Source organism: Streptomyces sp. NPDC003034 (assembly GCF_053591375.1).
Genome location: NZ_JBSFTS010000003.1, coordinates 398,223 through 419,592, shown reverse-complemented (window position 1 = coordinate 419,592; position 21,370 = coordinate 398,223). Strand labels below are relative to the sequence as shown.

General features: G+C 71.7%; 13 protein-coding genes and 2 pseudogenes. 6 read left to right on the top strand and 9 right to left on the bottom strand.

The window, feature by feature from the left end; all coding sequences use genetic code 11:
* Window positions 1–24 precede the first annotated feature (24 nt).
* Together ACWDX7_RS06400 and ACWDX7_RS06395 are read left to right on the top strand one after the other, a co-directional pair.
* Window positions 25–1,233 (top strand): FAD-dependent monooxygenase, encoded by a 1,209-nt coding sequence (locus tag ACWDX7_RS06400; protein WP_451488360.1) that lies wholly within the window; start codon window positions 25–27, stop codon window positions 1,231–1,233.
* A gap of 72 nt (window positions 1,234–1,305) precedes the next feature.
* A complete protein-coding gene (locus tag ACWDX7_RS06395) occupies window positions 1,306–1,755 on the top strand; it encodes a nitroreductase family deazaflavin-dependent oxidoreductase (protein ID WP_451488359.1) in 450 nt (149 codons plus the stop codon).
* Window positions 1,756–1,813: 58 nt separating this feature from the next.
* Here the strand turns inward: ACWDX7_RS06395 and ACWDX7_RS06390 are convergent, their stop codons facing one another.
* The 3 genes from ACWDX7_RS06390 to ACWDX7_RS06380 form a co-directional block, all read right to left on the bottom strand.
* Complete coding sequence (locus ACWDX7_RS06390; RefSeq protein ID WP_451488358.1) at window positions 1,814–3,421, bottom strand: phytoene desaturase family protein; 1,608 nt, start codon at window positions 3,419–3,421, stop codon at window positions 1,814–1,816.
* On the bottom strand, window positions 3,418–5,565 hold the full coding sequence (locus ACWDX7_RS06385; RefSeq protein ID WP_451488357.1) for a protein kinase domain-containing protein: 2,148 nt from the start codon (window positions 5,563–5,565) through the stop codon (window positions 3,418–3,420). The genes ACWDX7_RS06390 and ACWDX7_RS06385 overlap by 4 nt, the downstream gene beginning before the upstream one ends.
* Window positions 5,566–5,814: 249 nt before the next feature.
* Window positions 5,815–6,183 carry a metalloregulator ArsR/SmtB family transcription factor gene (locus tag ACWDX7_RS06380; protein ID WP_451488356.1) on the bottom strand — a complete coding sequence of 123 codons (369 nt, stop codon included), beginning with the start codon at window positions 6,181–6,183 and terminating at the stop codon, window positions 5,815–5,817.
* Between the two features lie 163 nt (window positions 6,184–6,346).
* Here ACWDX7_RS06380 and ACWDX7_RS06375 point away from each other — a divergent pair, with 163 nt between their 5' ends.
* Window positions 6,347–7,699, top strand: coding sequence for an FAD-dependent oxidoreductase (locus tag ACWDX7_RS06375; RefSeq protein ID WP_451488355.1), 1,353 nt, complete (start codon window positions 6,347–6,349; stop codon window positions 7,697–7,699).
* A 427-nt stretch (window positions 7,700–8,126) separates the two neighbouring features.
* Here the strand turns inward: ACWDX7_RS06375 and ACWDX7_RS06370 are convergent, their stop codons facing one another.
* The 3 genes from ACWDX7_RS06370 to ACWDX7_RS06360 form a co-directional block, all read right to left on the bottom strand.
* Complete coding sequence (locus ACWDX7_RS06370; protein WP_451749705.1) at window positions 8,127–8,477, bottom strand: SH3 domain-containing protein; 351 nt, start codon at window positions 8,475–8,477, stop codon at window positions 8,127–8,129.
* Window positions 8,478–8,866: 389 nt separating this feature from the next.
* Window positions 8,867–9,718 (bottom strand): NAD(P)H-binding protein, encoded by an 852-nt coding sequence (locus ACWDX7_RS06365; RefSeq protein WP_451488353.1) that lies wholly within the window; start codon window positions 9,716–9,718, stop codon window positions 8,867–8,869.
* Between the two features lie 127 nt (window positions 9,719–9,845).
* Complete coding sequence (locus tag ACWDX7_RS06360) at window positions 9,846–10,388, bottom strand: hypothetical protein (protein ID WP_451488352.1); 543 nt, start codon at window positions 10,386–10,388, stop codon at window positions 9,846–9,848.
* A gap of 513 nt (window positions 10,389–10,901) precedes the next feature.
* On the opposite strand from ACWDX7_RS06360, the gene ACWDX7_RS06355 reads away from it, so the two are divergent.
* Window positions 10,902–12,263, top strand: a complete 1,362-nt coding sequence (locus ACWDX7_RS06355) for a pectate lyase family protein (RefSeq protein ID WP_451488351.1) — start codon at window positions 10,902–10,904, stop codon at window positions 12,261–12,263.
* A 1,127-nt stretch (window positions 12,264–13,390) separates the two neighbouring features.
* Complete coding sequence (locus ACWDX7_RS06350; protein ID WP_451488350.1) at window positions 13,391–16,555, top strand: hypothetical protein; 3,165 nt, start codon at window positions 13,391–13,393, stop codon at window positions 16,553–16,555.
* A 9-nt stretch (window positions 16,556–16,564) separates the two neighbouring features.
* Here the strand turns inward: ACWDX7_RS06350 and ACWDX7_RS06345 are convergent.
* Window positions 16,565–17,374: pseudogene (locus tag ACWDX7_RS06345) on the bottom strand (IS5 family transposase).
* Between the two features lie 66 nt (window positions 17,375–17,440).
* Window positions 17,441–18,094: a hypothetical protein gene (locus tag ACWDX7_RS06340; protein WP_451488349.1), complete on the bottom strand. Its 654-nt coding sequence runs from the start codon at window positions 18,092–18,094 to the stop codon at window positions 17,441–17,443.
* A 910-nt stretch (window positions 18,095–19,004) separates the two neighbouring features.
* Between ACWDX7_RS06340 and ACWDX7_RS06335 the strand changes: the two are divergent.
* A pseudogene (locus ACWDX7_RS06335) lies at window positions 19,005–19,994 on the top strand (phytase).
* 393 nt (window positions 19,995–20,387) lie between these two features.
* On the opposite strand, the gene ACWDX7_RS06330 reads toward ACWDX7_RS06335, so the two are convergent.
* Window positions 20,388–21,260, bottom strand: a complete 873-nt coding sequence (locus tag ACWDX7_RS06330; RefSeq protein ID WP_451488348.1) for a MurR/RpiR family transcriptional regulator — start codon at window positions 21,258–21,260, stop codon at window positions 20,388–20,390.
* Window positions 21,261–21,370 lie beyond the last annotated feature (110 nt).

Here is a 21,370-nt window from a genome sequence, read left to right as displayed (position 1 = left end):
ATTGCGCGGGAGAGGGAGCACGCCATGCCGGAGGTTCAGCGTCATGCCGTCGTCGCGGGTGCGGGGATCGGCGGGCTCACGGCAGCCGTGGCCCTGCACCGCCGCGGCTGGCGGGTCACCGTGTGCGAGCGGGCGCCGCGGCCGTCCTCCGCCGGCGCGGGGATCGTCCTCGCGCCCAACGCCCTGCGGGCCTTCGACTCCATCGGCTTCGACGTCACCCGCGCCGCCGGGCATGCCGTGGCCGCCGCGCTGGGCGGCCTGCGCCGCCCCGACGGCCACTGGCTCAGCCGCGCCGATCCCGACGCGATCGCCGCCCGCTACGGCCGGCCCGCGCTCGCCGTGCACCGTTCGGCCCTCACCGCGGCACTGACCGACGCCCTCCCCGAAGGCTCCATCCGGTACGCCACCGCCGTCACCTCCGTGGACGGCGCCTCGCCGGACGGCGTCTCCCTGGCCAGCGGCCGCCCCGTGGTCCGCACCGCGGCCGGCGACCTCCGCGCCGACCTCGTCCTCGCCGCCGACGGCATCCACAGCGCCCTGCGCCGCCAGTACTTCCCGTCCCACCCCGGCCTGCGCTACAGCGGTGAGACGGCGTGGCGCACCGTCCTGCCCGCCGGCTCCGCACCCCCCGTGGCCGCCGAGACCTGGGGGCGCGGGGAGCGTTTCGGCGTCGTCCCGCTCGCCGACGGCCGGGTCTACCTCTACGCCACCGCCGTCGTCCCCCAGGGCTACCGCCCCGCCGACCCGCGCACCGAACTCCTGCGCCGCTTCGGCACCTGGCACGACCCGATCCCGGCGCTGCTGGAGCGGATCGACCCGACCGCGGTGCTCCAGCACGACCTCTTCGACCTGGCCGCCCCGCTCCCCCGCTTCCACCACGGCCGGCTCGTCTGGCTCGGCGACGCCGCCCACGCCATGACCCCCAATCTCGGCCAGGGCGGCTGCCAGGCCGTCGAGGACGCCGTGGTCCTCGCCCACCTCCTGGACGGGCCGGAGGTGCCGGCCGCCCTGGCCGCCTACAGCGCGGCCCGCCGCACGCGCACCGAGGCCATCCGGGTGCGGGCCCGCCGGGCCGGCCGGATCGCCGCGCTCGCCCATCCCCTCGCCGTGGCCGCCCGCGACCTCGCGATCCGCGCCACGCCCGCCCGGGCGAAGCAGCGGGCGCTGGACGGCCTGTTCGACGGCTTCGCCCTCCCCGCCCCGGCCCCCGCCTCCCCCGCGCAGCCGGCATAACACCGTGCTCCTGGGCGTTGACACTCGTTGTCGGGTTCATCCACCGTTCAACGTGAAGGCAGGCAGAGCCCTATGACGACGGACATCGACTGGGACAACCCCACCGACCCCAAGCCGGGGAGCTGGCAGCTGGACCACGTCAAGCTGTACACCGGCTCGAACGGAGCCGAGGGCCACCAGTGGAACGGCACCCAGACCCTCCTGCTGACCACCGTGGGCCGCGTCTGCGGAAAGCCCGTCCGGACGCCGCTCATCTACGGGGAGGACCAAGGCCGTTACCTCGTCGTCGCCTCCAAGGGCGGCGCCCCCGAGCACCCCTTCTGGTACAAGAACCTCACCGCGCACCCCGAGGTCCGCATCCAGGTCGGCCCCGAGGTCGTCCAGGCCACCGCCCGCACGGCGACCTCCGAGGAACGGGCCGCGTACTGGCCCCTGATGGTCGAGCACTGGCCCTCCTACGACGAGTACCAGAGCAAGACGGACCGCGAGATCCCGATCGTCGTCATCGAACCCCTGCGCTGACGGCTCGCGCTGCCGGCTCGCGCTGCCGGTTCCCGCCGACCGCTCGCGCTGACGGCGGTCAGCGCTCCAGCACCGCCATCGCCGCGTTGTGGCCGGGGACTCCGCTGACGCCGCCGCCGCGCACGGCCCCCGCGCCGCACAGCAGTACGTTGCGGTGGCCGGTCTCCACGCCCCACCGGCCGGCGCCCTCGTCCTGGCCGGTTCCGTACGGCCAGGACAGGTCCCGGTGGAAGATGTGGCCGCCGGGCAGCCGTAGCTCATCCTCCAGGTCCAGAGGCGTCTTCGCCTCGATGCACGGGCGGCCGTCGGCGTCGAAGGCCAGGCAGTCGGTCAGCGGCTCGGCCAGGTGCGCGTCGAGCTGCGCGAGCGTGGCCGCCAGCAGCGTCTCGCGCGCGCCGTGGTTGTCCCGCTCGAACAGGCGCGCCGGGGTGTGCAGTCCGAAGAGGGTGAGCGTCTGGTAGCCCTGCTCGACGAGCTCCGGCCCGAGGATCGTCGGGTCGGTCAGTGAGTGGCAGTAGATCTCCGAGGGCGGTACGGACGGCAGTTCCCCGGCGGCGGCCTGCGCATGGGCCCGGGCGAGGTCGGCGTACCCCTCGGCGATGTGGAAGGTGCCGCCGAAGGCCTCGCGCGGGTCCACGGCGGTGTCCCGCAGCCGCGGCAGCCGCCGCAGCAGCATGTTGACCTTCAGCTGGGCCCCTTCGGGGGCCGGCCCCTCGGGCGGTGCCTCGCCGAGGAATCCGGCCAGCGCCCGCGGCGAGGCGTTGACCAGTACCGTGCGTCCGGCGATCCGCCCCTCCCCCGCCGCCGTACGGAAGACCACCTCGGCCGGTGAGCTGCCGTCGGTGCCGTCGGTGTCGATGCGCAGTACCTCGTGGCCGGTGGCGATCCGCGCGCCGGCCTGCCGCGCGGCCGCGGCGAGTGCGTCGGTCAGGGCGCCCATGCCGCCCACGGGCACGTCCCAGTCACCGGTTCCGCCGCCGATGACGTGGTAGAGGAAGCAGCGGTTCTGCGCGAGCGAGGGGTCGTGCGCGTCCGCGAAGGTGCCGATCAGACCGTCCGTGAGCACCACGCCCCGTACGAGGTCGTCGGCGAAGTGGCGCTCCACCGCATGCCCGAGCGGCTCCTCGAACAGCATCCGCCAGGCCGCCTCGTCGTCGATCCTCGCCCGCAGCTCCGCGCAAGTGGGGAGCGGCTCGGTCAGCGTGGGGAAGACCGCGGCGGCGACCCGTCCGGTGGTCGCGTAGAAGGCGCGCCAGCTCTCGTACTCGCGGTCCGAGCCGGTCAGCCGTGCGAAGGATTCCCTGGTGCGCCGTTCGCCGCCGCCGACGAGCAGTCCGCCGGGTCGGCCGCCGCGCTCGGTGGGCGTGTACGAGGAGACGGTGCGCCTGCGCACCGCGAACCGCAGGCCCAGCTCGCGCACGATCTTGGGCGGAAGCAGGGAGACCAGGTACGAGTAGCGCGACAGCCGGGCGTCGACGCCCGCGAAGGGGCGGGTGGAGATCGCGGCGCCGCCGGTGTGGCCGAGCCGTTCCAGCACCGCGACCGAGCGCCCGGCCCGGGCCAGGTACGCGGCGGCGACCAGGCCGTTGTGCCCGCCGCCCACGATCACCGCGTCGTACACGTCCTTCTCGAACACGCTCCGGCCGGTGCCCCGCGAGGTCGTCATGGCTCTTGGTAGCACACCTGGCCGAGCCGCTCCAGACAGTGCGCCTCGTCCGCGTGGGCCAGCGCCGTGTCGGGATGGTCGTCGCCGAGGGCCCGTTCGCGGATCCCCGCCAGCTCCCGGTAGACGGGCAGCGCCTCCTCCCAGCGGCCCAGCCGACCGAGCCCGGCGGCGAGTTCCCGGCGGCTGACGAGGGTGTCCGGGTGCTCGGGGCCGAGCACCCGCGCGCGTGCGGCGCCCACCTGCCGCGCCTCGGCCACCGCCTCCTCCCAGCGTTCCAGCCGGCCCAGGTTGACGCCTAGGACGTGCCGGGCGCGGAGCGTCTCGGGGTGGGTGGCCCCGTACGCGCGGGTGCGGTCGGCGACCAGGGCCCGGAACAGGTCGAGGGCCTGCTCGGCGCGCCCGGTGCGGCCGAGCGCGACGCCGACCTCGTAGCGCGCCGCCAGGGTGTCGGCGTGGTCGCGGCCGAGCACCCCCTCCCGTACGGCCGCGACGTGGCGGAAGTCGGCCAACGCCTCCTCCCAGCGGCCCAGCCGGCCCAGGGCGTAGGCCACCTCGTACCGGGAGAGGAGCGTGTCCGCGTGCTCGGCGCCGAGCACGGCCGCGCGGTCGGCGGCGACCTCCGCCGCGGTGGCGTGGGCGTCCGCGAACCGGCCCAGGGCGCCCAGGGCGCAGGCCAGGTTGTGACGGCAGCGCAGGGTGTCGGGGTGGCGCGGGCCCATGGTGCGCTCACGGGCGACGAGCACCGCGCGGTAGATCTCGTAGGCCTCGCGGTGGCGTCCGAGCCTGCCTTTTTCGTACGCCGCCTCCTGTCGCGCCGCGAGGGTGTCGGCATGATCCGGGCCGAGGATCCGCGTGCGCCCCTCGGCCACGGCTTCGTACACGGCCAGAGCCTCCTCGGCCCGGCCGGCGCGGCTCAGGGCGAAGGCGCGTGTGTGACCCGCGGCGAGCGCGTCGGGGGCGCTCCCGGCCGGGCCGGGGCTTGTGCCCGGGCCCGCACCGACGCGGCCGGCGCCGGGGCGGCCCGCGCCGGGGCGGCGGTCGCGCGGGATCCCGTAGGCCGCGGTGAGCCGGGGGTCCTCGGCCGGCTCCGGGCGGACGAGGGGCTGCGGGCCGCTCGGGCGGTCGGCGCGGGGCCCGCCGCCGGGGCGTGCGGCCGTCCAGGATCCGGTGAGCACGGCCCACTCGCCGCTCGCGGGGCGGGGACCCTGCCCGGCTTTGCGCCCGGCGGTCATGCCGCGGGCCCACGCCGGGAGCGGGGCCTGGGCGCCGGGGAGTCCGACCGGGCCGACGCGCGCCTCGACGAGCCGCCGGTGGAGGTGGCGGGCGTCGCCGGGCCGGTCCTCGGGCCGCTTGGCGAGCAGGTCCAGGACGATCCGGGCGAAGTACTCCGGCAGTTCGGGGCGGTGTTCGCGCGGCGGCACGGGTGCGGTGTCGCGGTGTCCGACCAGCACCGACCAGGAGTCGCCGAGGTCGAAGGGCGGGGCGCCGGTGGCGATCTCGTACAGGACGCAGCCGAGGGAGTAGAGGTCGCTGCGGTGGTCCACTTCGCCGCCCGCGATCTGCTCGGGGGACATGTAGTGCGGGGTGCCCATGGCCATGCCGCCGCCGGTCAGCTTGGCGGTGAAGCCGATGTCGTGGGCGAGCCGGGCGATGCCGAAGTCGCAGATCTTCACCGTGCCGTCGGTGAGCCGCATGATGTTGGCCGGCTTCAGGTCCCGGTGGACGACGCCCTGGTCGTGGGTGTATCCGAGGGCGGCGGCCATCTGCTCCGCGATGTCGACGACCACGTCCACGGGGAGCGGGCGCGTTTGGTTGTCCTCCAGGAGCTGGCTGAGGTTGCGGCCTTCGAGGAGTTCCATCACGAGATAGAGGGGGCCGCCGGCGGCGCTGTCGTCGCCGAAGTCGTGGACGACGGTGACGCCCCGGTGCTGGAGGGAGGCGGCGACGCGGGCCTCGCGGCGGAACCGCTCGCGCAGCACCTGGGTGAAGTGGGCGTCCTGCTCCGGCCCGAGGGGCTTGAGGCACTTCACGGCGACCTGGCGGCCCAGCGATTCGTCCCGGGCCCGCCACACCTCGCCCATGCCGCCGCGCCCGATCAGATCGAGCGACCGGTACCGGCCCTGGATCAGCCTGGACTCCGCCATGTCTTGAAGCCGCCCCCGTCGTCGTGCCACGCCCTCCCCGGCCGGTTCAGTATGGCCGCTGATGTGCGCGGTGTGTACGCCGAGGGGCGGCTCCCGGGGCCCGTGCGACACATCGCTCTCAAGATGTGACCTGAAGGCGGCTGTCGGGGCGGACCTGCGGGAATGCTGCGCGGTACGCGGCCGGTGAGGTGCGGGCGCCGGGTGAGGCGTCGTGGGGCGGCGGGTGCGGGGTCCGGGTGCGGTTCCGGGTCAGCTCGGCAGGTCGAGCAGGGCGGACATCGCGGCGACCACCGACGGTTCGACCTTGTAGTACACCCAGGTGCCGCGCCGCTCGGAGGTGAGGAGTCCGGCTTCGCGCAGCTTCTTCAGGTGGTGCGACACGGTGGGCTGCGAGACGCCGACATCCGCGATGTCGCACACGCAGGCCTCGCCGGCCGCGTGAGAGGCGACCTTGGAGAAGAGCCGCAGGCGGACCGGGTCCGCCAGCGCCTTGAACATCGCGGCCATCTTCTCCGCGTCCGCCTGCGACAGCTCGGCGGAGGTGATCGGCGGGCAGCACGGAACGGCAGGCCCGGTCGTCGGCAGGACCGGAAGCTCGACCACCTGAGAATTCGACATATGCCTATGTTGACACTCATCGATACGAGTGACAAGCTCGGCCCTAGACATCGACATGCATCAAATCAGGCCCGACACCCAAAGCCAGAGCGCAGTACGCGAACGCCGATGCCCAGTAGTGAGCAACGCCCGGTACCCGCGCCCAGTTCAGGAGATCACCGCCATGAGCGAGCAGCAGCAGCTTCCCGTCGCCGTCATCGGAGCGGGCCCGGTCGGCCTGGCCGCCGCCGCGCACCTCACCGAGCGGGGCATCGACGCCCTGGTCCTGGAAGCCGGAGCCGCCGCCGGCGCGGCGGTGCGCCAGTGGGGACACGTACGCCTCTTCTCCACCTGGGCCGAGCTCGTCGACCCGGCGGCCGAAAAGCTCCTCGCGCCCACCGGCTGGACCGCCCCCGACGGCGCCACCTACCCCTCGGGCGCCGACTGGGCCGAGGGCTACCTCCAGCCCCTCGCCGACGTCCTCGGCGACAAGGTCCGCTACGGCGCCACCGTGACCGGCGTCTCCCGCCTCGGCCGCGACCGCGTCGTGGACGCCGAACGCGAGCAGCAGCCCTTCACCCTGCGCGTCCTGACCGCCGACGGCGGTGAGGAGCGCATCACCGCCCGCGCCGTCATCGACGCCTCCGGGACCTGGTCCACCCCCGGCCCCATCGGCGGCGACGGCCTCCCCGCGCTCGGGGAGCGGGCCGCCGCCGACCGCGTCTCCTACCGCGTCCCCGACCTCAAGGACCCGGCCCTACGCGCCCGTTACGCCGGCAAGCGCACCGCCGTCATCGGCTCCGGCGCCTCCGCCTTCACCGCGCTGGCCTACCTGGCCGACCTCGCCGAGAAGGAGCCGGGCACCCACGCCGTGTGGATCCTGCGCCGCGGCATCAGCGGCTCCACGTTCGGCGGCGGAGCGGCCGACCAGCTCCCCGCCCGCGGCGCGCTGGGCCTCGCCGCCAAGGCCGCCGTCGACCACGGCCACGCCGACGCCGTGACCGGGTTCCGCACCGGCCGCGTCGAGCAGACGGGCGAGCAGCTGGTGCTGACCTCCGAGGACGGCCGCCGCCTGGACCCCGTCGACGAGGTCATCGTGCTCACCGGTCTGCGCCCCGACCACTCCTTCCTCGGCGAACTGCGCCTCGGCCTGGACGAGCGCCTCCAGGCCCCCGTCGCACTCGCCCCGCTGATCGACCCCAACCAGCACTCCTGCGGGACGGTCTACCCGCACGGCGTGGTCGAGCTCTCCCACCCGGAGAAGGACGTCTTCCTCGTCGGCATGAAGAGCTACGGCCGCGCCCCCACCTTCCTGGCCATGACCGGCTACGAGCAGGTGCGCTCCATCGCCGCCTCCCTCGCCGGTGACCGGGAAGCCGCCGAGCGCGTCGAACTCACCCTCCCCGAGACCGGGGTGTGCGGCGGCGCCGGGCTCTTCGACCAGCCCGAGGCCGAGGAGAGCGCGGGCGGCGGCTGCTGCGCGGCTCCCGCCACGCTCACCATCGGCGCCGCCCCCGCCTCCCGCGGCGGCTGCTGATACGCAAGGCCGCGCGGCGGGCGCGGTACGGGAGCTGACCGTGGCCGTCCTGCCGCCCGGCCTGCCTCGGCTGCGGACGCTGCTCACCTGCCTGCGCGGAACTCGGCCGGGCCGAGCAGGCCCTTGCCACGGCCGAGGAAGGCGAGGCGCTCGCCTCGTCCCGGCGGCCGCCGCAGGAGCCGCCCCGCGTGGCTGGTCGAGCGCGGAATAGCCAACGGCCGGCCCCGGCCCGCGTACACACCGGAGACTGCTGCAACACCGCCAACCGCTGAACCCCGACCGCTCGCCAGCGCCTTTGGTGATGGCCGGTGGGCTTCTCAGGGGCCCTACCCACTGCGGGCCCGGGGAGAAGCTCCGCCCCGGGCCCGCCGTCACGGGAGGATCAACGACCGGCCCCCTGCAGGGTCTGGTCGTTCAACCGTGCTCGTCAGCTCGTCTGCATGGGAACAGCAAGCCACTTGTCGGCGATCCAGCCGGTCTTCCCCTTGTGTACGCCCTCGGTGACCTTCAGGTAGGCCCACGCGCCGCCCTTCGCGGTGCAGTAGACGCGCACCGTGGTGTTGGAGCTCACCGTGCCCTTTGCCGTGTGGTCGGTCCCGGGGCCGGTGCGGAAGTTCACCGTGGTGTCGGTCTGGGAGTCGTAGTCAGCGACATTCTTCGTGCAGGCACTGGAGCCGACCGCGGATGCCGTCGGCGCCAGCGCCACGGTGCCACCAAACACCACTGCGCCGGCAGCGGCCACGCTGGCGAGTCGGGCGGCCATACTGTGCTTCGTCAATTGATGCCTCTTGCGTCCCTCGTGAGCTACAGCCATACACCGCAGTGGTGTTAGAGCCATAACTTCCACATGATCAGGTCCGGTTCAGGCTACGCGAGGGCTGAGTCAGACCAAGATCACCCCCCCCCTCATCACCAACCGCCGACGTCCCACGACCACGGATTTCAAGCACCGACTTGACTGACCAGCAGGTCGCTGCCCATGGCCCCTTCGGTGCGGTGCCGACTGCCAGGAGCTGGAGCGACGCGCAGACCCGTACGCACATCATCGGCCCCGCGCCAAGGTGACGGATGACCAGCCGAGGACGGCGCGTGGGCGAGGTGGAATGCGTCGTGGAAGCGGTAGTCGTCTTCGATGTGGTACTGCCCGCCGCAGCGCCGACCCTCCTCTCAGCGGAAGTCCGCCGCGTGGTCCACCGCCCACTCCCGGAAGGATCGGGCCGGGGCGCCCGTGATGCGCTCCACCTCATCGTTGACCGGCTCCGGACTGTCGAGCATCTCCGCCTGGGCCGGCATCACGGCCTCCACCAGTGCTGCCGGGTAGCCTGCGGCTTTCATCTGCTCCATGGCCTCGTCCAGTGCGACCTCGTCGAACCGTACCGGCCGCCCGATCGCCTCGCTGATCAACGCCACCTGCCGTTCCTGGGTGACCAGCTCGGGGCCGGTGATCAGGGGGCGCGCGTAGAGCAGGGCGTCGGTCGTCAGCGCCTGAACGGCGACGGCGGCCATGTCCGCCTCGTGGATCAGCGGGCGGGCCAGCCTTGCCAGCGGCGCCCGTACCGCACCGGTGGTGCGGACCTCCTGCGCCCAGCCCAGCGTGTTGCTCGCGAACCCGGTGGGCCGCAGCGCCGTCCACTCCAGGCCCGATGCCTCGATCAGCCGCTCCAGCTCCGTGTGGAACATGGTGATCGCCTCGCCCGGCTTCTCCGTCTCGTTCCCGACCCCCGCGGATGACAGGTACACCACCCGTCGGGCGCGCTTACCGATCGCGTCGATCACGTCCGACGCGCCTTCGGCGCTCAGGAACGGCCACACCAGGAAGACCGAATCGATGCCCTCCAGAGCCGTGTCCAGCGACGCCGGATCACCGAGATCACCGCGTACCACCTGCACACCCTCCGGGAAGTCCGCCTCCCTTCTCACCAGCGCCCGCACGGGCACGCCCGCCGCGTGCAGTTGGGTCACCACCGCGCCGCCGACCTTTCCGGTCGCGCCGGTCACCAGGATCCTGGAGTGTGTCATCGGAACCTCCTCGTCTCGCTGTTCGATGACACGACTCTCGTACGTCAACCGAGGTTCAGGTCAAGCACCGGCCGGCCGGAGCAACCGTCAGGAGGGACTGCTGGCCGGCAGGGGTCAAAGGCAGCCGTCAGGGGCGCAGGCCGGTCTGCCTGAGCGCCACCCGGGACAGGTCACCGATGACCTGCTCGTCTCCCCGGCGCCAGGCATCGGCGAGACCCCCCGGCGGGACGGAGACTGCGGCGAGGTCTCCCACCGGTCCGGTCAGGGCACGCAGGGCAAGCAGGTCAGCGCCGCCGGGAGCGTCGCGTAGGCCTCGGACCAGAGCACTGCGGCGGATCCAGCGCACGCGTGGGGGAAGCCAGAGTGCCAGGACGAACGCAACCGAGGTGAGGATCAGGGCGAAGGCGGTCAGGTCGGCCACACGGCCCACCATGTCCTGCATGGACTGCCCGGCATCGGAGAGCCCGTTGCTGGCCTCGGCGGCGGATTGCAGGGGCTTCTTCAGGGTGCCTCCGACCAGCGGCACCTGCGAGGCCGCGTCGCCTGCGTCGTCGAGGCCGGAGGCGAGGGTGCCGCCCGCGTCCTCTACCTTGCGCCCCGGCTCGGCCAGCAGCATGATCCCGTGGTGGACGGCCAGCGCGAGCCTGACCGCGGCCACCACCAGGATCACGGCGACAAGATCAGCGAGTACTTGTCGGCAACGACGTGCCCGGGTCTGGGCGTAAAGGCGCATTGCGTTCTCCTGTTCCGGAGACATCAACGGGTGAGGCACGACAGCCGTGGCACAAGCCACGGCCCACCACCCGACCGTACGCGGCACCCGATGCCGACGTCACCGGCACTGTTCGTACCAGGTCGGGACCGGCAGGCCCGACGTCCGCGAACGCATCCGTCGTCCGCACAGTCGCACGGTCAGCGTCCGGCGCGACGAAGACGAAGACGGCGGTGAAGGCGAGGACCAGGAGCAGCTGGACGCGCTGCGAGGGCTGGGCATCCACTGGGCATGACGCGGCCGGTTCGCCATCCCGCCCACCCCGCCGAGGTGGCCGGTCCGGCAGCAACGGCTCAATCCGCGCCCACTGCGCATCAGTCGACGACACACATCAACCGACGATCAGATGACCGCGAGCGACAGCGGAAACTGAGGCACTGACAGTACGTCTCACAGAAGGAACGACATCACGTGTCTGCTTCATCGCACCGCCGCTCGCCCGCCCGGAAACGTCTGGCTCTGATCGGCGCCGCCTCCCTCCTGGCCGCCGGACTCGCGGCCGTACCGCTGACCACGAGTGCGGGCGCCGCCACCGTCGACCTCGCGCACGCAGTGCTGCCCGCCCATGACGGCTGGGCCGCCAGCGGCTCGGGTACCACTGGCGGACGGGCCGCCGACGCGGCGCACACCTTCACCGTCTCGACCCGCGCCGAGCTGGCCAGGGCCCTCAAGGCCGGCCCTGCCAGCGCCCCCCGCATCATCCAGATCAAGGGGATGATAAACGCCAACACCGACGATTCCGGCAAGCCCCTCGACTGTGCCGACTACGCAGCCGGTACGGGCTACTCACTGAGCGCGTACCTGAAGGCCTACGACCCGGCCACCTGGGGCCGCTCCAAGCTGCCCTCCGGCGCCCAGGAATCGGCGCGTGCCGCGGCGCAAGCGCGGCAGGCCGCCCGCGTGGTCCTGAGCGTTCCTTCCAAGACCACGATCGTCGGCGTTCCCGGCTCCGGCGCGGCGATCGTCGGGGGCAGCCTCCAGGTGAGCAACGCGGACAACGTCATCATCCGCAACCTCAGCTTCAGTGACACCCGTGACTGCTTCCCCCAGTGGGATCCGACCGACGGCTCGACGGGCAATTGGAACTCCCAGTACGACGCGGTCTCGGTGCGCCGCTCCACCCACGTTTGGGTCGACCACAACACGTTCGGTGACGGCCCGCACTACGACAGCTCGAACCCGGCTTACTTCGGCCGCGAGTACCAGGTCCACGACGGCGCCCTGGACATCACCAACGCCTCCGACCTCGTGACCGTCGAGTACAACCGCTTCACCAACCACGACAAGACCATGCTCATCGGCGGCAGTGACAAGGACACCAAGCTGCGGGTGACGCTGCATCACAATGTCTTCCAGGGGATCGTCCAGCGCGCCCCGCTCGCCCGGGTCGGGCAGATCCACCTGTACAACAACTACTACGACACGGCGACGCTCAACGGTTACGCCCACAGTTACAGCATCAACTCCCGGGCCAACGCACAGATCGTCGCCCAGAACAACTACTGGGCTCTTTCCAGCGGCCGGAAGGCCTCGCAGCTGCTCAGCGGCGACGGCACCGGCGCGGTGGCGGGCAGTGGCAACCTGGTCAACGGCACCGCGACCGACCTCGTCGCCGCGTACAACGCCGAACACTCCAGCAAGAAGATCGCGACGGCCGTAAACTGGACCCCTAAGCTGAACGCGGGCCTGGAACCCGCGAGCGGTCTGCCCGCGAAGCTCGCCAAGACAGCGGGTGCGGGCGTACTGAAGAGGGCCGGCGGCAGCACGGGTTGAGGAGCTGCACCGGCCGCGCCGGGTGCCGGATCCGTCATCGTCCGGCGCCGACGGCGGTGCACCCCAGCGGCGAGCTACTGGGCATCCCCGGGGCGCACAGGTCGGACGGCGGGTGGGTGCGGCAGGCAAGCCTCGTGGCAGGGCTGCGCGACAGCAGCGGCTGGTCCCGGCAGGTGGCTCGGTCTGGACCCGGACCAACGACGACCAGCACCGGTTCGGGGGAGCACCATCGACGTCATCAGCGGCGACCGCGACGCGTACGGCCGGGCGTAGAGGGGCTGGCCTCGGCGTGTTGTACGGCGGACCGCCAACTACCGGGCAACGCATCCGCCAACTACGCCACAACGCGGTTCACCGACCGGCAGTTGCCTATCTCACGCTCGCCAAGTAGCGCTCGAAGTCACACACCGGAGCCTACGGTGGAGGTGAAGGCTTCGAACGCTCCCAAAGCCAGGGTGCCGTGCACAGAAACGTAGCCACCCGCCATCCGGTGCGCGCGGCATATACGGGACCAAAGGTGACTTCAGCGGGGGCGCCCATGCCGGTCCCACTGCGCCTGTGGAGCCTCCGCTACACGGCCCGCGGCCTGCGTCGCCAAGCGGCTGGCGCCGGGCTGGTGGTGGTCGTCAACCACTGGGCAGCTGGTGCACTACGGATCCGCGGCGATGCGACTGCACGTGATGCTTCTCGATCGCGACCCGCGCATCAGCGGCTTGGCCGCCCGGCCGCTTTGACTGCGGTGGCGCGAGCTGAGCGGGGTGCGGGCGCACGCCCCTCATCTGATGCTCCGGCTGGCAGATGGCCAGGGGGTGCTCGCCGACTTTGCGGGGAGAGGGGAGCTGCCTCTGCCGGTCAGGTGCGGCTGGTCGCCGAGGACGGTGCGGTAGCGGCGGTTTTGTTGTCTGCTGTTCGCCGATGCGGGGTTCGAAGTGGTGGATGCGCCGGGGGTGCCCAGGGTGCCGCCGCTGGGTTTGCTGGAGTCGTTGCCCGGGGCGGTGCGGGGACGGGCCCTGGCGTGGAAGCGGCATGTGCGGGGCACACCGGGTCTTGTACGTTTTTGCGCGCGTCCGAGCCCACACCCGGCGCGCGTCCACCACGCACTATCACACCGACAGTACGGTCGGCAGATGTCGACCTCCCCCGACCGGGCTCCCCGGCACCGGGCTCCCCGCTGGGCAGCGTTCCTGTGCGCGGCCGGGCTGTTCGCCGCCGGCGCCCTGTTCATGCAGTACCTGGATAACCGGCCGCACGGTCTGGGCAAGCACCGGGAGCAGCGACTGCAGTTCTCCGGTCGTCGCGAGGAGGCGTGCGAGGCCGTCTACGGGCTGGGCCGGCGGTGTGAGACCGCCGGAGCGCGCATCGACGCCTTCCAGCACGCTGTTAGCGCCGACACGCACTGGCTGATCCCCGCGTACAGCCTTGCCCTCCTGTCGATCTTCGGGCTGGGCTTCCTCTTCCTCTACCGCCGGGCGTCGCGGAGGTTCGCCTTTCGGGCGATGCTCCTCACCCCGGTGGCCGCCGCGGCGGATCTGGCTGAGAACGTCTTTCTGCGCAGTGCCTTGCAGCACATGGCCGACGATCCCGACTATGCGTTGATGGCGGCGGCCTCGTTCGCGCTGCTGAAGTGGGCGCTCGTCGCCCCGCTGATCATCGCCGCGGGCTGGGTGCTCCTCACCCTGCTCGCCAGGTGCTTCACGAAGAGGGCGAAACTGCAGCTCGTCCCGAAGGGGCCGGTCCTGCGGGGAAGCCTGGCGATCGCGCACCGGATGGCCCGGACCCGGGCCGTCGAAGGGGTGCGCAAGGCGGCGCTGGTGGCAGGCTGCTGGACGATGCTGATCAGCCGCAGGTTCCGGCGGCACGGTCCGCGGCTTCCCGTACGCTTCGCCCACCGGCTCGCCCACGGCGCCGGCCCGCCGCCGGACGAACTGCAGATCGTCGTGCCGCCGGCCGCGCCGCACCGTTCCGCGCCTCTGGAGGACTGGACCGCGCCCATGAGCGACCATGTGCCGCCGGAGAGTGCGCACCGGCGCTGGCGTGCCCGGTCCCTCCCCCTGCCCGGCCGCGAGGCGGCGGAGGTCGGCATCTGCGTGTCCGGCGGCGGGATCCGCTCCGCGTCGGTCACGCTGGGCGCCCTCCAAGCTCTGCGCGTGGCAGGGGTGCTGACCACGGCGCGTTATCTGGTGTCCGTGTCCGGCGGCGGGTTCACGGCCGGGGCCTTCCAGTTGGCGCTGACCACGGAGCAGCCGCAGGACCGGCAGGAGGGGCCTCGGGCGCGGGCCGACCTGGCGAAGCCTCAGGACGTGTTCGCTCCCGGCAGCCCCGAGGAAGACCATCTGCGCCGGCATGCCAGGTACCTGGCGGACAACCCACCGGAGTTCGTGCGGGCCCTGGCCGCGGCGCTGCGCGGGGTCCTTATCTCCCTCGCGCTGCTGGCCCTGACGTTCACAGTGGCCGGGATCGTGCTCAGCGGGTTCTATTCGCTGGTCCCCGTGATCGAGATCGAACGCTTCCGGCCGGGCGGCTTCAACCCCGACTCAGCCTCGGGTACAGCGTCGGGCGTGCGGCCGTTGCTCCTCCCCCGCTACGCCTGGCTGCCCATCGTCGGCCTCGTCGCGGTCGCCGGAGCGGTGTCCCTGGCGGCTTCCCTGTTCCGGCCCCGAACCGGGGCCGGGTGGCCCCGGTGGCTGCGGATCTCGGTGAAGGGCATCGTGTGGATGGCCGTCGGGATCGCGGTGTACGCCCTCCTCATCCCGCTCGTTCTGTGGTTCTTCGCCTGGCTGGTCCAGCAGGAGCTGCTCCCGGAGGGGGCTAAGGGCGTGTCCCTCCTCGCCGCTTTCACGGCGGCCCTCACCTGGCTGGGCGCGATGTTCACCGCCCTGTACCAACAGGTGAAGAAGATCCGGCCGGACGGTGAGAAGGCGGGATGGTTCTCCGCGGGCGGCACCTCGCTCCTCACCAAGGTCGGTACGGGCTGGCTCCAGCACCTCGTCGTCTGGGTGGTGCTCCTCGTGCTCGGCTTCGTCGGCCTAGCCGTGCTCTCCTGGTCCACCGTGCTGTCCGACCGGTGGCACCTGGGGTGGCGGTTGGGTCTGCCCGCCGCGCTGCTCGTCCTGGCCGTGGTGCTCGACCAGACCTTGTGCAGCCTGCACCCTTTCTACCGGCAGCGGCTGGCCAGCGCCTTCGCGGTGCGCCGCGCGGTCCTTTGGGACGGTTCCGTCGGAGCTTTGCCGTACGACTACCGCACGGAGCTGACCCGGTTGAGCACGCACGCCGAGCGGGTGAAGCCCTTCCCGCAGGTCATCTTCGCCGCCTCCGCGGCGCTGTCCAGCCGCAACCGCACCGCGCCGGGCAGGCGGGCCGTGCCCTTCACTTTCGCCTCCGACTACGTCGGCGGACCCGATGTCGGCTGGGTCAAGACGTCCACCGTCGAGCAGACCTCGCACCCCTTGATCCGGCGCGACCTTACCGTCCAGTCGGCCATCGCCGTGTCGGGCGCGGCCTTCGCGTCCACGATGGGCACGCAGTCCAAGGCGGTGCAGCGACTGCTGGCCCTGTCCAACCTGCGCCTGGGCACCTGGCTGCCCAACCCGCTGTACCTCGCCGAGGTCGCGAAGTTCGCCCCGGACTGGACGATGCCCCGGCTACCGCGGATGCGTCGACTGCGCTATCAGCTCCAAGAGCTGATCGGGCTGTACTCCGACACCAGCCCCATGCTGCTGTGCACGGACGGCGGCCACACCGACAACCTGGGGCTGGTGGAGCTGCTGCGGCTGCGCTGCCGGAATATCTACGTCATCGACTCCAGCGGCGACGTTCCGCCGCTGGCCACCACGCTCGCCCAGGCGATCGCGCTGGCGTACGACGACCTCGGCGTCGAGATCACCTTCGACCTGCCGGATCAGAACATGCTCACGCTCGTACCCGGCAGCGCCGAGAAGCTGAGCCCCGAGGACCCGATGTCGGCCCTCAACGCGCGCTTGTCCGCGCGGTGCGTCGTACGGGGCACCATCCGCTACCCGGAACCCATCGAGTTCTCCCCGGGGGGAGTCGAGACCCGGGAGGGCACAATCATCTTCGCCAAGGCCAGCCTGACCACCGACATGCCCTACGAGCTGCTGAGCTACGCCCTCACCGAGAAGGTCTTCCCCCGCCAAAGCACCTTCGACCAGTCGTTCGATCACGACCAATTCGATGCCTACCTCGCCCTCGGCCGCCACCTCGGCGCTGCAGCGGCGGGCCGCCGGCCCGTCATGCGCGTCCAGCCGAATCTGAGTCTGCGGCACGGCCGCTAACTGATCGTTTCAGAATGCGGTGCGTAGCCGTCTCAAGCAGATGATGGAGCAGGCGAGTTCGAGGAGGCCCTGGTGGAGGTCTGCGCGTATCTCGTAGCGGATGCGCAGGCGCTTGAACTGGTGCAGCCACGCGAACGTGCGCTCTACTACCCAACGGGTCTTGCCCAGGCCAGAGCCGTGTGGGGCGCCTCGGCGGGCGATCTTCGGTGTGATGCCGCGCTTGCGGATCAGCCGGCGGTACTTGTCGAAGTCGTAGCCACGGTCCGCGAACAGCCGTCGAGGCCGGTGCAGTGGGCGGCCTCGGAGTCCTCTGATCCGGGGTATGGCGTCGAGCAGGGGCATCAGCTGGGTGACGTCGTGCCGGTTGCCGCCGGTCAGCGACACGGCGAGCGGGGTGCCGTGTCGGTCGACGATCACGTGATGCTTGGAGCCGGGACGGGCGCGGTCGACCGGCGAAGGGCCGGTGTGAGCCCCCCTTTGAGGGCTCGGACGTGGGAGCCGTCGATCGAGCAGTCGTCCATCCCGAGGAGCCTGGCGCTGCGAAGCTCGACCAGCAGCACCTCGTGGAGACGGGGCCACACCCCGGCCTCGGTCCAGTCCCGCAGCCGCCGCCAGCAGGTGACCCCGCTGCAGCCGATCCGCTCGGCGGGCACGTCCGCCCAGCTCACACCCTTGCGCAGCACGTACACGATGCCCGCCAGGGCAACCCGGTCATCCACCGGCTTCCGGCCCGGGGAAACGATGCCGACGCGGCGGCCGGGCCGGGAGCAGCGGAGCTATCCGCTCCCACAGGTCATCGGGTACAAGATCGTCAGCCATTCGGCAGACCCTGCCCGAAACCACCCCTCAACTCCCAGCCGCCACACCGAACTCATTCTGAAATGATCAGTAAGGGGCGAACGGGTTGGTGTGGCCGGGCAACTGCTGCCCCGGGCGCAGGAACCGCTGGCAACCCTGTTCGTCGCGCACCGCGAGGAACCCGGCGTCCGTCAGCCGCTGTGCGATCTTCCCGCGGCGGATCGCGCCCACCTTGAACGCCACGGTGAAGAGCAGCGTGACCGCCCCGCCGGAGGCGACCGCTTCGACCGGCGACCTGTCGATGAGCAGGAGGACGGTCAGGACCGAGCAGGCGAGGTAGCCCTTCATCTTCTGGCTCCGGTCGGCGACGTACTGGGCCATGACATCGAAAGTGATGAGGTCCTTCAACACGGCCACGGCATCGACCGCTTCGGGGAGCGGCTTCAGCGAGCCCTGCTCCAGCCCCGGCACTGTCCCGGCGTTGCCCGCCTGGGGATGGGCGGTGATGGTGGCCGCCTCGCGGACGCGCGCGTCGGGCTGCGGGTCCCGGTACATCCGGACCTGGACGAGCGAGTTCTTGAATCCGGTCTTGTACGCCATGCCGTACGTGTAGCCGTACTGCTCCGCCACGTGCGCCAGGGCGGCCGCCTTCGGCGTGGTGCCCTGGGGGGCGGTCTCGACGATGTCCTGCTGACGGGCGATCTGCTGGAGCATCCCCGCTATGTGACGTTCTACGGACATCCTATTCCCCGCCGCTCCTGGGACCCCGCGCCTGGGGCCGACCGGCGCACAGCCTAGAGGGTGCGCCGCCGCCTCCGCGGCAGGTCGGAGGCCATGACGATGCGCTGGAGCCGGTTCGCGCCCTCGGCTCCAGCCTGGAGCTTGCCGTTCTCTTGGGCGGCGGGTTGAGCAGCGGAGCAACGAAGAGGGTCAGGGCGGTAGGGGCTATTGCGGCGATCGGGATGCAGGACGGCCCAGTGGTCGTGCAAGGAACTCAGGAAGGGGTGGACGGCAGGCGGCAGCGCGCACGGCGGGTCGCCGAGCGCGCCGGGTCCAGGAGCAGCCGACCGCGGCCGCACGCCGCCCAGCAGCGGCATGTCGGCTCTGCGGCGGGCTCTGTCGTGAAATCCGTCTCGGACTCTGCTTGCGTACGGCCGCATCCTCGTCGAACCTCCCGTCGTGTGCGTTTCCTTGCGGTCTCCGAGAGGGGTGCGCAGGGGACCTCCGTACGCACGCGGTGGTCGGGCGGCCCGCGTGGGCATCGACATCGGCGTGTGCGTACGGCGGTTCCGTGGACGACCAGGAGCCGGATCCATCCAACGACTCTGGGTCGATCAAGTTCGGTGCGGGGACAGGGCGGGGATGTGAAGCCGGGATGAACCCTGCCGACCAGTCGGACAGGTGACGGCTTTTGGGGTCGACTCGTCAACTCGCCTTGCGACCAAGGCTGTTCACGCCTGCGGTAGTCGCGATCCGCCGTCTCTCGCATCGTTCACCTCTCGTACACGCGGGGCCGGGGTTACCGGTCGCCCGGCGGCTGCCGTACCGACACGAAGGAGGCCCACTCTTTCGCAGGACCATCCAGCCCCGCTCCGAGGAGATCCGCGTGACTCGCTCCACGATCGCCCGGTCGGCCGTGCTGGCCGCGACCATGGCCCTGACGGCGGCGGCCCTGGTTGTGCCGACCCAGGCCGACGGCCGCCACCTGGCTTCCGGCGATTCGCTGCCGGCCGTCGCCCCCCGCGTGGAAACGCCGGTGCTGCACGACGACGACGAAGGCGGCAACGCCGACGCGGACGACCCCGCAATCTGGCGCAACGCCGCGGCCCCCGGCCGCAACCTCGTCGTCGCCACCGCCAAGGAGGGCGGCCTGCGCGTCTACGACCTGGACGGACCGGACGTCCGGGAAGTCCTACGCGCTGGTCAGCCGCCGTGAACGCACCAGCATCGCCCTCCTGGAGCTGCTGCCTGCCGCGAACGGCAAGGTCTCGTACCGCAAGATCCGCACCCTGGACCTGCCCTCCTCCTTCCGGCTGCCGACTGCACCGCGTGGACCCCGTGCGGCGAGCCCGGCGAGCTGCCGCAGGTCGAAGGCATGGTCGTCGACCCGGCCAACGGCATGCTCTACGCCGGCAGCGCCGGCCAGGAGGACATCGGCGTCTGGCGGATGCGCGCCGACCTCACCGGCACGCCGACGCTGATCGACAAAGTCCGCGAGTACGGCGTCCCCGGCGTCTACGACGAGGAGACCGAGGAATGCACGCCGGGCGCCGACCCCGGCTTCGGCGGCACGAAGGTCTCCGCCGACGTCGAGGGCCTGACGTTGCTCACCGAGTCCGACGGTGACGGCTACATCCTCGTCTCCAGCCAGGGTGAGAGCACCTTCGCCGCCTACGACCGCGAGCTGGAGGACGCCAACGAGTACGAGGGCGGCTTCCGGGTCACCGCCGCGAACGACACCCTCGACGGCTCCGAGGAGTGCGACGGCGCCGCGGTCCTGAACGCCCCGCTCGGCTCCAAGTACCCCAACGGTCTCCTCGTCGTCCAGGACGGGCAGGACGCCCCCGGCGACGGCGGCCGGGACTCGACCAACTTCAAGTTCGTCGACCTCGGCAAGGTCATGGACGCCCTCGATTCCTGATCCGGTTGCCCAGCGGCAAGCGCGACGGGCGGTACGGGCTGTGGCACCGTCCGTCTCGCATCAGGCCCGTAGAGGTCCTCACCGGCAGCCTCGCCGCAGCTGCTCCGGCCGACGAACGGCCGACTGCCCCACCGGCCAGTTCTGCGCTTGGACAACCGACCGCACCGTCCGGGGCCTGCCAAGCTCCGGCAGGCCCCCGGACGGGGGACGGCCGACCCGGCCCTATGCGCCCCGGTGGGGGCTCGTATGTACCGGGCTGGCTGAGGCGCCCGCGGGGTTGCCGTCGCCCATCTGCTCCAGTCCGCCCTGGTCCAGGTCAACACCTCGCTCATCCAACAAGTCCACGCCGAACCGAGGTTTGTCGCCCCGAGCGTGGGACCGTGAGCAGCGGCGTCAGTACAGGCCCATGCGTCGGGCGGTGTCCTCCCCGTTCCGCATCCGCTGGTGGGCGTCTTCCCCAAGGGCGGTGAGCACTCCGGCGACGACCGTCTCGATGACGGCGAGGGTGGGGACCAGGCTGTCGTAGGGGGAGGGGGCCGCGACCTGGCTCGGCAGGACCACTTCGGCGTGGGTCGAGGCTGGTGAGAGCCACATGTCGGTGAAGAGGATGACCTTTCCGCCGTGGGCTTGTACGAGTTCGGCCATCGTGACCTTGTCCTGCTCGTAGCGCCGGTAGTCGAAGACGACGAGGACGTCACGCCGGTGGAGAGCCGCGAACACGGCGGTGCGTTCGACGCTGCGGTCGGGTAGGAACCGCACGTCGTCGCGCAGTTGCATGAGGTGCAGTCCGAGGTATTGGGCGAACAGGTTGGTGAAGCGCCCGCCCGCGAGGGTGATGCGGCGTTTGCTGTCGGACAGCAGTCTGATCGCGTGTTCTAGGTCGTGCGGGGGCAGTTCGGCGAGGGTCTGTGCTACGGCGGCGCTGAAGACGTTGTTGCCCCTTTGGAGGAGGGTTAGGTCTTCGTCCGGCCCGCCCTTGCTGCGGCCGTAGTCGGTGGCCTCGTAGAGGGAGAGGGGGGAGGCGTTGCGCTCGTCGAGCTCGGCTCGCAGCGCGGCCTGGAAGTCGGGGAAGCCCCGGTAGCCGAGCCGGTTGACGAAGCGCAGTACGGTCGGGGTGCTGACGGCTGCCCGCTCCGCGAGGACGGCCATGGTCTCGAAGCCCGCCGAGGGGTAGCCGGCGAGCAGCACGCGCGCGACCTTGCGTTCGGCGGGGCTGACGTCGCCCAGCTTGAGGCGGATCTCGTCGGCGAGGGTGCCAGGGGCCATGCGCGGGATCTACCTTCGTGGTTGCGGGACAGGGGTGAAAAGGTGGCTGGTCGAGCCTACTGCCGCTCATCGGGGGTGAGGCCGGCCGGACCCCCTCCCGTGTCCGGCCG